13 protein-coding genes are annotated in these 15,251 nt (G+C 48.8%); all 13 read right to left on the bottom strand.

Translation table 11 applies throughout. The features are described 5' to 3' along the window. Positions 1-15: 15 nt before the first annotated feature. Entirely contained in the window at positions 16-1,248 is a 1,233-nt protein-coding gene (locus NSS95_RS06345) for a competence/damage-inducible protein A (protein ID WP_142010250.1), read from the bottom strand. A gap of 163 nt (positions 1,249-1,411) precedes the next feature. After that, positions 1,412-1,990 carry a CDP-diacylglycerol--glycerol-3-phosphate 3-phosphatidyltransferase gene (pgsA, locus tag NSS95_RS06340; protein ID WP_110133963.1) on the bottom strand — a complete coding sequence of 193 codons (579 nt, stop codon included), beginning with the start codon at positions 1,988-1,990 and terminating at the stop codon, positions 1,412-1,414. 56 nt (positions 1,991-2,046) lie between these two features. Continuing rightward, entirely contained in the window at positions 2,047-2,952 is a 906-nt protein-coding gene (locus NSS95_RS06335; RefSeq protein WP_110134298.1) for a helix-turn-helix domain-containing protein, read from the bottom strand. 16 nt (positions 2,953-2,968) lie between these two features. After that, on the bottom strand, positions 2,969-3,760 hold the full coding sequence (locus NSS95_RS06330) for a DUF3388 domain-containing protein (protein ID WP_014098506.1): 792 nt from the start codon (positions 3,758-3,760) through the stop codon (positions 2,969-2,971). 197 nt (positions 3,761-3,957) lie between these two features. Next, complete coding sequence (locus NSS95_RS06325; protein ID WP_013859159.1) at positions 3,958-4,218, bottom strand: DUF3243 domain-containing protein; 261 nt, start codon at positions 4,216-4,218, stop codon at positions 3,958-3,960. A gap of 183 nt (positions 4,219-4,401) precedes the next feature. After that, positions 4,402-5,124, bottom strand: coding sequence for an elongation factor P 5-aminopentanone reductase (gene ymfI / locus NSS95_RS06320; RefSeq protein ID WP_017551554.1), 723 nt, complete (start codon positions 5,122-5,124; stop codon positions 4,402-4,404). Between the two features lie 37 nt (positions 5,125-5,161). Beyond that, positions 5,162-6,448: an EF-P 5-aminopentanol modification-associated protein YfmH gene (yfmH, locus tag NSS95_RS06315; protein ID WP_014098508.1), complete on the bottom strand. Its 1,287-nt coding sequence runs from the start codon at positions 6,446-6,448 to the stop codon at positions 5,162-5,164. Beyond that, positions 6,449-7,723 carry an EF-P 5-aminopentanol modification-associated protein YfmF gene (gene yfmF / locus NSS95_RS06310; RefSeq protein WP_014098509.1) on the bottom strand — a complete coding sequence of 425 codons (1,275 nt, stop codon included), beginning with the start codon at positions 7,721-7,723 and terminating at the stop codon, positions 6,449-6,451. Between the two features lie 183 nt (positions 7,724-7,906). Continuing rightward, entirely contained in the window at positions 7,907-8,866 is a 960-nt protein-coding gene (locus NSS95_RS06305; protein ID WP_014098510.1) for an ABC transporter permease, read from the bottom strand. Position 8,867: 1 nt separating this feature from the next. After that, positions 8,868-9,911, bottom strand: a complete 1,044-nt coding sequence (locus NSS95_RS06300; RefSeq protein WP_014098511.1) for an ABC transporter permease — start codon at positions 9,909-9,911, stop codon at positions 8,868-8,870. Beyond that, entirely contained in the window at positions 9,904-11,439 is a 1,536-nt protein-coding gene (locus NSS95_RS06295) for an ABC transporter ATP-binding protein (protein WP_014098512.1), read from the bottom strand. The genes NSS95_RS06300 and NSS95_RS06295 overlap by 8 nt, the downstream gene beginning before the upstream one ends. Before the next feature lie 163 nt (positions 11,440-11,602). Beyond that, positions 11,603-12,667, bottom strand: coding sequence for a BMP family lipoprotein (locus tag NSS95_RS06290; RefSeq protein ID WP_014098513.1), 1,065 nt, complete (start codon positions 12,665-12,667; stop codon positions 11,603-11,605). A gap of 196 nt (positions 12,668-12,863) precedes the next feature. Then, on the bottom strand, positions 12,864-15,215 hold the full coding sequence (locus NSS95_RS06285; RefSeq protein WP_014098514.1) for a DNA translocase FtsK: 2,352 nt from the start codon (positions 15,213-15,215) through the stop codon (positions 12,864-12,866). Between the last annotated feature and the right edge of the window lie 36 nt (positions 15,216-15,251).

The raw sequence follows: 15,251 nt of genomic DNA, 5'->3' as shown, positions 1-15,251 counted from the left end.
GAAGCGGCTTTCGACCTAAAGCAGTTTCAGCAAATGCCAGCAGCCGTATTTCACCGATCGCGTGCGGATGTTGTTGCGGGATCCGGGAAGTTCCAACAGATAAGTGGCAGTTTCTTTCCCTTTTATCGCAATGCCGATCCACACGGTTCCCGGCGGATGGCCTTCAAGGGAGTCCGGGCCAGCCACGCCTGTAAAACTGATGCCAATGTCGGCATCCATAATGCTACGGATATTTTCCGCCAGTTCTTTTGCACACTGGCTGCTGACGGCGCCGTACTTGTCAAGCGTTTCTTTTTTCACTTTGGCGAGCTTCATCTTCGCTTCGTTTGAATAGACGACAACGCCGCCTTTCAACATTGTGCTGACACCCTGGATGGACGCCATTTCCGCTGCAAATTTGCCGGCAGTCAGGCTTTCCGCGCAGGCAAGCGTCAGCTGTTTTTTCGAAAGCTTTTCGAGCAGGGCCTCCATTAATGTCGTATCGTTATAACCGTAAAAATACGATCCGGCAATTTGCATAATCTCTTTTTCCACTTGATCGATCATTTGGTTCGCCGTTTCCGCCGACTGGTGTTTCGCCGTAATCCTAAGTGTCACTTCCCCTTCTTTCGCAAGCGGAGCAACAGTCGGATTGGTTTGGCTGTCCAGTATATGGCGGATGTCTGTTTCCAGCTGGGATTCGCCGATCCCGAAGAAGCGGAGGACGCGCGATTCGATTTTTTCGATCGTTTCCAGTTCTTCCTGGATCGCGGGGCTTGCGTAATGGATAAACATCGGTTCCAGTTCATGCGGCGGGCCGGGCAGCAGCATATAATAGTGGTTTCCGCTTTTGGCCAGCATGCCCGGCGCCATACCGTGGTCATTCGGAAACACTTTTGAACCTTCGATGACCAGTGCCTGCTTTTTGTTGTTTTCCGTCATTTTTCGTTTTGTACGGATAAAAAACTGTTCGATGGAGCGCATGGCATCTTCGTTTGTCACCAGTTTTTTTTCGATGTGCGATGCAATCGTTTCTTTTGTTAAATCATCCTTTGTCGGACCGAGCCCACCCGTAAAAATCAATAGATCGGCGCGACCCTCCGCTGTCCGGATTGCCGCTTCGAGCCGCTCTGCGTTATCACCGACAACGGTCTGGTAGTACACATCCACGCCGATCTCTGCCAATTGTGCGGCAATAAATGTGGCATTTGTATTGGTGATCTGGCCAAGCAAAAGTTCCGAACCGACTGCAATAATTTCGGCATTCACTTTCCATTCCTCCCTTTCTTTTAGAGCAAAAAAACGAACACATGGCGGCGCAATCCAGGCCGCAAATCCACCCGAAGCAATGGCTGCCTTTTTCTCCCGTGCCGGATTAGCACAAGCCACCGGCGGGCAAAAAAGCAGTGAAAGACTGCCTTTCACTGCATGGTTATTTCGAGCGGGCAAATACGCCCCGGTTTAAATAGAAATAATCAGCACCTGACCAGATGGTAAAGATAAGTGCCACCCACAAAGCGACCAGATCCATGCGGAAAGAGAGCGCCGAAAACGGGAAGTTATGCAACAGCAATAAAAGGATGGCAATGATTTGCGTCCATGTTTTGATTTTCCCAAGCATATTGGCTGCTGCTACTTCCCCGCCCTCTGCTAAAATCAGTCGCAAGCCTGTCACGGCAAACTCGCGGGCAATGATTACGACAACAATCCATGCCGGCGCCAGCTTGAGCCCAACGAGCAAAATAAACGCCGTTGAAACAAGCAGTTTGTCCGCAAGCGGATCGAGAAATTTCCCGAAGTTGGTAACGAGATTGTATTTGCGGGCATAGTGGCCATCGATCCAGTCTGTCATAGAAGCAACTGCAAAAATCACCGCACCGACAAAATGGGTGACCGGAATTTTGGCTCCCAGCCATTCAAAGGTGCCCCAATCGAACGGCACCGCCATGATGAGTAAAAAAACAGGGATTAAACATACACGTGATACAGTAATTTTATTCGGCAAATTCACTGGCTTTTCCTCCAACTGTCTATATATTTTCCAAAGAAAAAGCCTTAAAAAAAGGCTTATTTCGTTTGTGACCCGTTAAACTGGACGATCATATCCTGGCGTACTTCTTTGGATGCCGGAATATTGTATTTTAGTTTTTTGCCATTGATATACACTTCCGTATTGACGGTGTTTCCGACCGTGATCGTAACTTGTTTTTGTTTTGACAGATCCGCTGTCCGGCTGTCCCCGTCATTCAGCAATTGTTGAAAGTTCGTTGAACCGTCGCTGTTTTTCACCTGTACCCATGACCGTCCGCCGTTTGCTTTCAGTTCAAGTTTGAACTGGTTGGTGCCGGCCAGTTTATAGGTGGTCGTGTACCCGCTTGAAGATACGGTTTCCAGTTTTTGGGCTGTTTTCTTCGTTTTCGAGGCCGGTTTTTTTGACGTTTTCGCCGCCTTTTTTTCGGAAGAGCTGCCGGTGTTTTTGCCGGATGACACCTTTTCAGCCGATTTGACGTTTTCTTTTTGTACGCTCACATTGCCGGAAGCCCCGCTGTTTAACTTTTCCTTTGTGTTGTGACCGGCAAACTTATATACGACAAACCAAAGCAAAAATAAAATCGCGATGATGGCGGCGACCACAAGGATCCTTGGCAGCACGTTCATCATCTTGAAGGTATCCGGTGCGGCCCTTTTGGAGGACGTCTGCACCCGCGAAAGTTGCTCGGGAAATTCTTCCTGTTCCGTACGGGGGATGTCGCTCTGGTACTCTTCAAATAAAGTTTCCGGATCAAGCCCGACTGCCTCGGCATACTGCTTAATAAATGCCCGGACGTAAAATTTTCCAGGCATTGAATCATAATTTCCTTCTTCAATGTTTTTTAAATATCTTTTTTGGATCTTGGTCATCTCCTGCAAATCATCCAGGCTGATGCCCTTTTCTTTCCTTGCTTCTTTTAAACGATTCCCTAATTCCGTCATGGTAACACCTGCCAATCTAGTAATCAAATCCTCCAAATTCGCCTTGAAACATCCGGTTTTGCTGGAGCAAGTCGTATGTAATTTCTTGTGACGGGTCTTCTCTCAACTCAATAATGTAGTCAAAGTCATCGAGCGTGTATTCCGAACGCTGCACGAAAATATCCGGGTGTTCCACCACTTTAACAGCCGGGAGCCGCATGATTTCACGGATCAGCTGCCAGTGCCGTTCGTTTCCCCTCTCGGCGGATACGACACCATCCAGGATAAAAATATTGTTTGCATTGTATTCATCCTCAATCAAGCTGCTTCTCACCGTCTGCTTGATCATCGTGGAGGAGAGAAAAATCCACTTTTTATTGGCGCACACGCTTGCAGCCACAATCGATTCTGTTTTTCCGACGCGCGGCATCCCGCGAATGCCAATCAGCTTATGGCCTTCCTGTTTAAAATGCTCGGCCATAAAATCGACCAGAATCCCGAGATCATCGCGCACAAAGCGGAATGTTTTCCGGTCGTCATGATCGCGCTGGATATACCTTCCGTGCCGGACTGCAAGCCTGTCCCTGAGCTTGGATTCCCTGATTTTCGTTACTTTTATCGTTTCCACTGTTCGCAATATCGATTCGAGCCGGCCGATCTGTTCTTCATTTTTGACAAACAGCAGCAGGCCTCGTTTTTTATGGTCAACGCCGTTAATGCTTCTAATATTGATCGCTAACATACCCAAGAGAGAGGAAATATCACCCAAAAGCCCCGGCCGGTTGATCGTGATTTCATATTCCAAGTACCACTCTTTCCTGTCATCCACTCAAAACCCCTCCCGAAATCCGGATCCAAACGAACATATCTAGGTTATATGATATATGATTTTACATCAATAAGGAAGCGAAAGCTCTAAAAATCGTGAATTTTGTCGTGACATGAAAAAACCGGCGGCATCAGCCAAACAACCGGCTTTTCTTGTAAAAAAGCAGCCAATTGTTATCATGATGCGCCGGTATTTCTTTATGACTGGGTACCGTTATTTTGAACGAGTTTTACCATTACATTGGCAATGGCTTGCTGTTCTTCCTGCGATGCCACTGACCATAAGTCAGCAAGAACGCGTTCCTGTTCATTTTTCGGATCTACTTGTGCGGCCAAATAATCGCCGACCTGCTCAGCAAGTTTGTTAATCGTTTCCTGGGGCATCCCCTGTTGCTTTGCCTGGTTGAGGCGGTCCCCCAAAAAGTTTTTCCATTGGTCCCAGTTTTCGAATACGTTCATGTCACAGCCTCCTTTCAAGTTGTTCAACCTTAGTTTGTGACCCGGCGTGGAAGGCTATGCATGGAAAATGGAACCCGTGCTTCTTTCAAGGCACCAGCCGGGCAAAACGGTGTGCTGTTGCCCTTTTTTGGTTAATCCGCGAAAAAACAAAGAGGATTCCTTTGCAACTTTCTCCAGGCGGGACTACATATACCAGCCCCCATTGACGCCAATCGTCTGGCCGGTGATGTAATTGCTTTTTTCCGAGAGCAGGAAAGAAACCGCGCCGGCAATTTCTTCCGGTTTGGCAAGCCGGCCGAGCGGGATGTCCGCTTCGAGATCCGAAATTTCTTCCGGCGCAAACCTTGAGAGCATATTGGTGCCAACCGCCCCGGGCGCGACCGCATTCACCCGTACGCCGCTTCTTGCCGTTTCTTTGGCGAGCGCTTTTACAAATGCGATCTGTGCGCCTTTCATCGCCGAATATACGGCTTCGCACGCCGCGCCTGCCTGTCCCCAGATTGAACTGACAAGCACAATGTGTGAAACCGCATTTTGCCGCAATTTGGGCAACAGCTGCCTGATGATCAGAAGCGGCGCCTTCACATGAATCCGGTAAAGCTTGTCAATGGCTGCCTCATCGATATCCGAAAGCAGCCCGTAGTGGGAAATGCCGGCCGCATGGATGATCGCATCGAGATGAAAAACATTTTCTGCAATCGTTTTTACGGTGCCGTCCGTTGCAAGATCGGCGCGGATCGGGATCGCTTCCGCCCCGAAATGCCGGCAAATGGAAAGCAGTTCTTTGATGGCCGCTTCATTTTGATGGTAATGCAAATACAAATTCCATCCTTCTTTTGCCAGCATTTCAGCTGTTGCCTTCCCGATGCCGCCACTCGCACCCGTAATCAACGCAAACTTTTTCAATTTTCTCCCCCACTTAAAAACCCGGGAGAGTCCCGGGTTATTTCGGTAAAACTTGGCAAACGGTAAACCGTTCTTCTTCAAAAAAAGCTTCCGCCGTTTCCAGCACATCACTGAACCGGATTTGTTCAAGCGCAGGGACGACGTCAAATAAATTCATATCATTAAACGCATATCTTGTAAACTGGTTGGCGATAAATTCAGGTGAATTCAGCTGGCGCAGGAATCCCCCAATTTTTTTCTTTTTCGTCCGTTCAAGCGCTTCTTCCGCCAAACCTTTTCCTTCTTTTGCCGCAATCATCACCTCTTTCAGCCGTTTTGCCAAAAGGTCCGGATCTTTCGTATCCCCTCCGGCCATCGCAAATCCAAATCCCTGCTCCTGGGAATAGTCAAAAGAAAAACTGGTGTCGATCAGGCCGTCATTGTACAACGCATTGTACGCATCTGAACTGCGCCCGAACAGCATGTCAAGGAGAAGATTGACCACAAGTTCGTTCTTTTGCATTTCAGCGCCGCGCTGGCTCGTATGAAGCGCCTTAACGCCAACAAGGCATTTTGGAATCTGCACATTCATATGCAATTTCTGCTCTTTTTCGGCCGCCTGTGCTGGTTCTTCCGGAAAACGCCTTTTAATCTCCGGTGCTTTTTCGTACTTTTTCTTCGCCTGGTTTTCTCTCATAAAAGAAAGAACCTCATCCGGCGATACATTTCCGACGGCAAACAGCAGCATATTGCTCGGATGATAAAATGTATGGTAACACTCGTACAATTGCTCCGCGGTGATTTTTGCAATCGAATCAACCGTCCCGGCAATGTCAATTTTTACCGGGTGGTTGGCATATAAATTTTCAATCAGGCCGTAATACAGCCGCCAGTCCGGGTTGTCATTGTACATCATGATTTCCTGGCCGATAATTCCCTTTTCTTTTTCAACCGTCTGTGCGGTAAAATACGGCGCTTGCACCATATCGACCAGCGTTTCCAGGTTTTTCATCACCTGATCGGTGCTTGAAAACAGATAGGCCGTCCGGTTAAAACTTGTAAAAGCATTGGCGGATGCGCCCTGCCGGCTGAATTGCTGAAACACATCCCCGTCTTCTTTTTCAAACATTTTATGTTCGAGAAAATGGGCAATGCCGTCCGGGACCCGCACAAAATCGCTTTTTCCAAGCGGGACAAACGTGTTGTCAACAGAACCGTATTTTGTCGTAAACGTGACAAATGTTTTGTTAAACCCGCGCTTCGGGAGCACATAGACTTTTAATCCGTTATCAAGTGTTTCACCGTAAAGCGTTTCGCCAAGCTGGCTGAATTGTTGGGTTTCCATTTATTTCCCCTCCATTCCGGACAAGAAGTAGATCGTATCGGGTTCAATTTTTGCCGCCACTTTCACAATTTCCCCTTTTCCGACTGCCTTGATTTCCCTTATCCAGTCTTCCACGCCGGTCTTGGTGCCGGCAATGACGTTATGGTACAAAATTTCAACGAGGCCGCGGGATGTATCCGTTGACTCAAGCAGCTGGTTGCGGATAACGGCTTTCGTTTGCCCGATTTCCTGCTCACTGAAATCACCGTTTTTCATTGCTTCCAGCTGTTTTTCAATAATGGAGACGGCCTTGTCAAAATTCGCGGATTCGATGCCGCTCATCACCATCATCAGCCCTTTATGGCTCTCGATCTGGCTCGCGACATAATAGCAAAGGCTTTCTTTCTCCCGTACATTCAGGAAAAGCTTGGAGTGGGAAAAACCGCCGAAAATGCCGTTAAACATCTGGAGCGGAAAATAATCGCTGTCTCCGAACGTAATATTGGTGCGGTAGCCGATATTCAGCTTGCCCTGGCGGATATCCTGCGATTCTTTGATTTTTTTGACGCTGGAGACCTTTTGAAGCGTTCTTGCGGCAGCGCGTGTCGGCTCGCGGTCCGGAAAACGCAGGCATTCGCAAATGGCCGCAAGCCGGTCTTCATCGACATCACCTGTCACAAATAAGTCCAGTTCATCTTCCCGGATGGCTTTTTGATAATATTGATAAAGATCGGCAGGCGTGATGGCGTCCACATCATCAAGAACACCGTTTGCCTGCAGTGCGTACGGCTCTCCTTTGCACATTTCTTCAATCAGCCGCATGCTTGCATACCGCATTTTATCATCGTATACAGACTGGATCCGCTGTTTCAGCACCCGTTTTTCCTTTTCCACCGTTTGGCTGTCAAACTGCCCGCCGTCTGCATGCGGGTTCAGCAAAACTTCCGCCAAAAATTCAACCCCCCGTTGGAGCAGCGGTTCTGCATCCTGCAAAAACTTTTCGTTCGCAATTTCAATCGTAAAGGTTAGAATATGGTATTCCCCTTTTTTGGCCGTATCGACATAAAAATGAGCGCCGTACAAATCATCGAGATACGCCCTTAATTTTGCGGTCGTATTCAAACGCTTCGTGCTGCTTTGAAGCACATTCGGGAGCAGGGCCCGCAGCGTAACCGTGTCTTTTTCAAGCGGTGCTTTCATTTTCCATACAAGCGTATTCGTTTTGTATTTGTCCGTTTTGATGGTATGTAGTGTGTACCCTTTCATTTTGCGAACCGTCTCTTTTGAAATGGCCATATGGATCCTCCTTTTTCAACGAGCTTCGTGCCAATAGTAAAAGTATGCCTGACTAGGGGGTTGTTTAACCTGTAAATGCATTAATTTTACTATACAAGGGAGACAGGTGTCCCGGCAAGTTTTACGGCACATAAAGAAACCGGCACCAGGCGGGAAAAGCAGCCTGATGCCGGATGGAATAACCTAGCGTTCACCCTTGATATAAGGGACGCCGTCTGCTTTCGGGGCTTCCGCACGCCCGATGAATCCGGCGAGTGCCAGAATGGTCAGGACATACGGCGCAATGAGCAAATAAACGCTCGGGATTTCTTTCAAATACGGAATGCTGTTGCCAACGATGCTGAGGCTCTGTGCAAATCCGAAAAATAAAGCGGCCCCCATCGCGCCGAGCGGATTCCATTTGCCGAAAATCATCGCAGCCAGCGCCATATACCCTTGCCCTGAAATCGTCGAAGAACTGAAATTCAGGGTGATCGACTGTGCGTACACGGCCCCGCCGATTCCGCCGAATACACCGGATAAAAAGACGGCAAAGTAGCGCATTTTTACAACATTGATGCCCATCGTATCGGCCGCCATCGGATGTTCCCCGACCGAACGGAGGCGTAGGCCGAACGGCGTTTTGTAAAGGATAAACCAGACGAGAATCGCAATCAGGATGGCAATGTAAGAAGGGTATGTAATCCCCTGGAAAAACAGTTTGCCGATCCCGGGAATATGGCTGAGGCCGGGAACATCCACCTGCTGGAAATATTCGCTGATCGTATTGGTCTGGCCTTTCCCGTAAATGTTTTTGATGAGAAACATCGCGACGCCGAGCGCAAGGAAGTTAATCGCAACGCCGCTGACAGTCTGGTCGGCGCGGAAAGAAATGGATGCAGCCGCATGGATCAAGGCAAATAATCCGCCGACAAGCATCGCCACCACTACCGCGATCCACGGCGTCCAGGCGCCCAGGGCATGAGAAAACGTTAAATTAAAGACAATCGATATAAAAGCCCCCATGATCATTAACCCTTCAAGGCCGATGTTCACCACGCCGGAACGTTCGGAGAAAACGCCCCCCAAAGCAGTAAAAATAAGCGGTGCTGCAGATAGTAAAGACGCCGAAATAATGATTTCCAAAGCGGTCATAAAATGCATTTTATTTCGCCTCCCTTTTCAAACGGGCCAGGGACCATTTGATGATATAGCCGGATGCGACAAAAAGAATAATCAAAGCAATGACAATGTTGACCAGCTCATTCGGCACGTTGGCATCGACCGGCATGTTCAGCGAGCCGACTTTTAAAGCGCCGAATAAAACAGCTGCGATTAAAACGCCGGGCGCTGTATTCCCGCCGAGCAGCGCCACTGCAATACCGTCAAACCCGATGCCGGAGAAGTTAGATTGCAAAAAGGCAAAGCCGTAATTCCCGAGCCCTTCCATTGCGCCGCCGAGCCCGGCAAAAGCACCGGAGATGACCATAGAAAGGATAATGCTGCGATTCACACTCATGCCAGCGTATTCGGATGCGCTCTGGTTAAACCCGACCGATTTCAGTTCAAAGCCGAGCGTGGTCTTTTCAATGATAAACCACATCACCACAACAGCAACCAAAGAAAGGTAAATGCCATTGTGCAAAGTGGAAAAGTCAGTAATCTTCTGAAAAAACGGAGACGAAAGCGATGCCGAATGATGAATATGCGGTGTCGTATCCTGCTGTTTTGAAAGCACATTCCGGATTAAATAGTTGGATGTGTGCAGCGCAATATAATTCATCATAATGGTCACAATCACTTCGTGCACCCTGAGCCGCGCTTTCAAAAGGCCGGGAATGAATCCCCAAAATGCCCCGGCGCAGCAGGCGGCAAGTATCGCGAGCGGCAAGTGGATCACTTTTGGCAGATCAAAAGCAACGCCGACCCAGACAGCCGCAATCCACCCGACGATCAGCTGGCCTTCAGCCCCGATATTAAACAGCCCGGTCCGGAACGCAAAGGCAATGGCAAGCCCCGCAAAAATATAAGGCGTTGCAAGCCGCAGCGTTTCGCCGACGTAAAAAGCCTGGCCGAAAGCGCCGTTCCAGAGTGCAATATATCCATCCACCGGGTTATAGCCGCTGACAAGCATAATCAATGCGCCTGCCAAAAGTCCGAGAATGACAGACACGACAGGGATCAGAAGGTTCAATGTTCGGTTAGACATTGGTTTGTTCACCTTCCCTTTCTTTTTTGGAACCGGCCATCAAGAGCCCGAGCTCCTGTTCTGTCGTCTGCTTCGGATCGACAATATCAATGATGGCTCCTTCGTAGATGACGGCAATCCGGTCACTTAAGTTCATAATTTCATCCAGTTCAAACGATACAAGCAGGACAGCCTTTCCGTGGTCTCGCTGTTCAATCAGCCGCCTGTGGATAAACTCAATTGCCCCGACATCAAGCCCGCGGGTCGGCTGTGCCGCAATCAAAAGGTCCGGATCGCGGTCCACTTCACGCCCGATGATCGCTTTCTGCTGGTTTCCCCCTGAGAGCGCCCGCGCTTTTGTAAATTCGCTTGGGGTACGGACATCGAATTCTGCAATAATCGATTTTGCCTTTTTATAAATTTCTTTGTAATTTAAGATACCGTTACGGGACATTGGGTTTTTGTAATACGTTTGCAGCACCATGTTTTCCCCGATCGTATAATCGAGTACAAGCCCGTATTTATGCCTGTCCTCGGGAATATGGGAGACGCCCGCTTCCGTTACTTTGCGCGGCCTTAAGTTCGTAATGTTTTTACCGTTCAGGCGGACCGTGCCGCTGTCTGCTTTTCTGAGCCCTGTAATCGCTTCAATCAGCTCTGATTGCCCGTTACCGTCCACACCGGCAATACCGACAATTTCGCCGGCCCTGACCGTTAAATCCAGCCCTCTGACCGCTTCCACCCCGCGTGAATCTTTCACATGCAATTGCTCGATTTCAAGCACATTTTGCCCCGGGCGGCCCTCCGTTTTTTCCGTCTTGAAAAGGACATCCCGCCCGACCATTAAATGGGCGAGCTCCTGCGGGTTTGTATCTTGGACATTGAGCGTCCCGATGCCCTTCCCTTTGCGGATGACGGTAACCCTGTCGCATACTTCCATAATTTCTTTCAATTTGTGGGTGATTAAAATGATGGATTTTCCTTCCTGGATCAGCGTCTTCATGATGCCGATCAGTTCATGGATCTCCTGTGGCGTAAGCACGGCCGTTGGTTCGTCAAAAATAAGGATTTCTGCGCCCCGGTACAGCGTTTTTAAAATTTCCACCCGCTGCTGCATACCGACGGAAATATCTGAAATTTTCGCTTGCGGATCCACATCCAGCCCGTAACGGTCGGAAATTTCCCGGACTTGCTGTTCCGCTTTTTTGATATCGATGGTAAAGGATTTTTTCGGTTCCTTGCCGAGGATAATATTTTCAGTCACCGTAAACTTATCAATGAGCATAAAATGCTGATGAACCATGCCGATGCCGAGATCATTTGCGACATTCGGATCGGTAATGTTCACTTTCTGGCCGTTTACACGGATTTCTCCCTTTTCCGGCTGATACAGCCCGAAAAGCACATTCATTAACGTCGACTTTCCGGCGCCGTTTTCTCCAAGCAGCGCGTGGATTTCTCCTTTTTTTACCTGCAGGGTGATGTCATCGTTCGCAACAATTCCCGGAAATTCTTTGCGAATATGGAGCATTTCAATTACGTAATCCACCCTTTATCACTCCTTAACATTGGGGTATAAAGAAAGCAATCGTCATGGCGTCTTTAGACAGCAGCTTCGGGGAATCCGCCCTGCCTTTGTGGCTGAAATTGTTTCATTTTTTAAACATTTTTAACACGGGACCGGCAAAAACCAGTCCCGTGAGATGGATCGATTACTTCAATTTTGACGGAATGTTCACTTTCCCGTTAATGATCTTTTGTTTCCAGTCTTTCACGGCCGATTTCATTTCAGGCGTTAAATTGTCCTGTGTCGGCGCAATCCCGATGGCATCTTCTTTCAAGCCGTAAACAATATTTTTCCCACCCGGAAATTTGCCGTCCTTCGCTCTGGTCGATAAATCGATAACTGCCTTATCAACCCGTTTGACCATTGAAGTCAGTGTCACATTGTATTCCTTTCCTTTAACCGTTACCTTTCCTTCATCTGCCTGGTCGCGGTCCACACCGATCACCCAGACGTTTTTGTTCGGATCATTCTGTTTTATATTTTTCGCTTCTGTAAAGACGCCTTTCCCGCTGCCACCGGCTGCATGATAAATCACGTCGATGCCGGATTTATACATTGCTGAAGCCATCGACTGCCCTTTGCTTGCATCATCAAACGAGCCGACATATTGAATTTGCACATTTGCTTTCGGATTGGCAGCTTTGACGCCCGCACGGAACCCGGCTGCGAATTTGTTGATCAAATCGCTGTCTGTCCCGCCGATAAATCCGATTTTATTTGTTTTTGTCGCCAGGCCTGCCACGACCCCGACAAGGAAGGAACCTTCTTGTTCTTTAAACGTAATGCTTGCCACATTTTTCTTTCCGGTAATGACATCGTCAATGATTGCGAAATTGGTATTTTTACGCTGATCCGCAATTTTTTCAATGGCCGGCTTCAGCTTGTAGCCGACGCCGTAAACGAGGTCAAACTGGTTCCGGACGGCCGTGTTCAGATTTGTTGTGTAATCTGCATCCGATTTGGATTGCAAATAGTCAAAGCCGCCTTTACCTTTTGATAAGTGATTGTCCTTCCCGAACTGCTGTAAGCCTTCCCATGCCGACTGGTTAAAAGAACGATCGTCAATTCCGCCCGTATCGGTTACGAGTGCAACGGTGAACTTGTCCTTACCTTTGCTTGCGGAATTGTCGCTCTTTGTGCCGCATGCGCCGAGAAGCGTCCCTGCTGCCAGGACAGCGGCAAGAGCCAAACCAAATTTACGTTTTTTCACTTTTGTTCCCCCCGGGAAAGTTATTTTGGATAACAGTCTTTAGAAACAGCCTATTATCCTGCTTACCGACATAAATATATCATTTTTTAATTGCGAAAGAAACATAAATTTATATTTTTGTCGAAAATAGTAAAACCTGCGCGCACCGCGGCGTTTTGTGGCCGCTAAGGTGTGCGCAGGTTTTTTCTTTGGCGTGCTATGAGCTCTGTTCTTCTGAAGGTTTCGGGATTAAAACCGCACGCGGCTTGCTGCCTTCATACGGCCCGACAACCCCTCTTGCCTCCATTGCATCAATCAGCCGCGCCGCCCTTGTATAGCCAATCCGGAAACGGCGCTGCAACATGGAGACGGAAGCGGTCTGCATTTCCGAGATTAAGAGAACCGCTTCATCATATAATTCATCGTCGAAATCCGGTTGGTCCTGAGGCTCTTCCGGAATCATCTCTTCCTGGTACTGTGCTTTTTGCTGGGAAATGACGAAATCAACGACTTCTTCAACTTCTTCATCGGAAAGATAAGCGCCCTGGACGCGTACCGGTTTGGAAGCCCCAACCGGCAAAAACAGCATGTCCCCGCGGCCAAGCAGTTTTTCCGCGCCACCCGTATCCAAAATCGTTCTCGAGTCAGTCGCCGAAGACACGGCAAAAGCGATTCTTGACGGGATGTTCGCTTTAATGACACCGGTAATGACATCAACAGACGGCCGTTGCGTGGCAATAATCAGATGAATACCTGCCGCCCGCGCCATTTGCGACAGCCGCGTAATGGAATCTTCCACATCGCCGCTTGCCACCATCATTAAATCGGCAAGCTCATCGATAATGACAACGATATAAGGCAAAAGCGGCTGCTTGTCCCCTGTTTCGATGTTGCTTTTTTTAATATGATCGTTGTATCCTTCGATGTTGCGTGTGCCGGTATGGGAAAAAAGCTCATACCTCCGCTCCATCTCATTCACGACTTTTTTCAGCGCCTGGGAAGCTTTTTTCGGATTGGTCACAACCGGTGCAAGCAAATGCGGGACACCGTTATAAACATTCAATTCGACCATTTTCGGGTCAATCATCATCATTTTCACTTCATGCGGTTTGGCGCGCATTAAGATGCTCGTAATGATCCCGTTAATGCACACGCTTTTCCCGCTCCCCGTTGCGCCGGCCACAAGCAGGTGAGGCATTTTATTCAGCTCTGCGAGTACCGCCTGCCCTGTAATATCCCGGCCCAGCCCGATCTGCAGTTTTGCCTGCGGGTTATTTTCCTTTCCTTCAAGCACTTCCCTGAGCGATACGACCGCGATTTCCTTATTCGGGACTTCGATGCCGATCGCTGATTTTCCCGGGATCGGCGCTTCCATCCGAATATCTTTCGCCGCCAGCGCAAGGGCAATGTCGTCACTTAAACTGACAATCTTGCTGACTTTCACGCCGACATCAGGGTGCACTTCGTATTTTGTAACGGCAGGACCTAAATGCACCTGTGTTACACGCGCCTTAACCCCGAAGCTTTGGAAAGTCCGTTCGAGTTTTGCCGCATTGGCATGGATTGCTTTATATTCGCTGCTCTGGTCCGCTGCCCGCGGCCTATTTAACAGCGTCAGGGGCGGCAATTGATAGTCTTCATTTTCATATTCCGTAAACTGGATCGGAGGCGTATGGTCCTCTTCCGCTTCTGTATCCGGCGTTTCCGGCTGCGCTTCTTCCGCTTGCGGAGCCGTGCCGGCATACTGCTCCGTAAAGCTGGAAATAATCGGGGGAGGCGTTTCCTCGCCTGCCGGTCCGGCATCCCCGTCGCTGACTTCCCCGTCTGCGGAGGCGGATTGCGGCTGCGACGGCGCTTTCTGCCGTTTCTTTTCCTGTTTTTCTTTTTTAGCTTCCCGCCATGCCTGGAACTCTGTTTTCATCTGGTTCCATTGCTTTTTTAAAAACAGCCAGAGCCCTTCCAATGCCTTTTCCACATACGGGCTTACAGGCTTGCCCGTTAAAAGCATCAGAGCGATGAGCGCGAGTAAAACGCAAATGATTTTCGTACCCGCCGAGTCAAATAAAAAATGGGAGGCCGCATACAAAATTGCACCTGCCATGCCGCCGCCGATCTGCGTACTGAAAATATTGCCGTGCACATCCCCGCCGAGCACAAGCTTCCACCAGATCTGCTCTTCCTGATGCCAGATCCTGATCGTATTTTCGACCGCGCTGTTGCCGGACAGTTCATGCGCATTTGCCAATGACCCGATAAGCCGCTCATGGCAGTATAGGAGGGCGCTCGCAAATAATAAATAAAAACCGGTCATGCGGACAGTGAAAAATGCAGGCCATGCCCGTTTAATCATGAGAAAAACGCTGAGCACGACCAGAGAGGCAACCGCAACCCAGTACAGCCGGCCGAAGAAAAACCGGAAGAACAGAATCAGGGTTGTGCCCGTTTTGCCGATATGGTAAAGGGTAAAAATGCCGAGCGTAAGCAGGATGATACCGAGCAGCTCAAACTTTAAATCTATCTTGATTTGTTCAGCAGCTTTTTTTCTTCTGCGCCGCTTTTTTTTCGCCATATAACCACCTTCGATAGTGAAAACGTATTTTTCAGT

This window comes from Weizmannia sp. FSL K6-3076, assembly GCF_038007245.1.
GTDB classification, from domain to species: Bacteria; Bacillota; Bacilli; order Bacillales; family Bacillaceae_C; genus Weizmannia; species Weizmannia faecalis.
The sequence above is the reverse complement of the archived record's forward strand: the minus strand, read 5'-3'. Positions and strand labels throughout refer to the sequence as shown.

Excerpts from the sequence above, each read along its gene's own strand:
- NSS95_RS06305 (WP_014098510.1), bottom strand. The coding sequence starts at position 8,866 with ATGCATTTTATGACCGCTTTGGAAATCATTATTTCGGCGTCTTTACTA.
- yfmH (WP_014098508.1), bottom strand. The coding sequence starts at position 6,448 with ATGGAAACCCAACAATTCAGCCAGCTTGGCGAAACGCTTTACGGTGAA.
- yfmF (WP_014098509.1), bottom strand. The coding sequence starts at position 7,723 with ATGGCCATTTCAAAAGAGACGGTTCGCAAAATGAAAGGGTACACACTA.
- NSS95_RS06285 (WP_014098514.1), bottom strand. The coding sequence starts at position 15,215 with ATGGCGAAAAAAAAGCGGCGCAGAAGAAAAAAAGCTGCTGAACAAATC.
- NSS95_RS06335 (WP_110134298.1), bottom strand. The coding sequence starts at position 2,952 with ATGACGGAATTAGGGAATCGTTTAAAAGAAGCAAGGAAAGAAAAGGGC.
- NSS95_RS06300 (WP_014098511.1), bottom strand. The coding sequence starts at position 9,911 with ATGTCTAACCGAACATTGAACCTTCTGATCCCTGTCGTGTCTGTCATT.
- NSS95_RS06325 (WP_013859159.1), bottom strand. The coding sequence starts at position 4,218 with ATGAACGTATTCGAAAACTGGGACCAATGGAAAAACTTTTTGGGGGAC.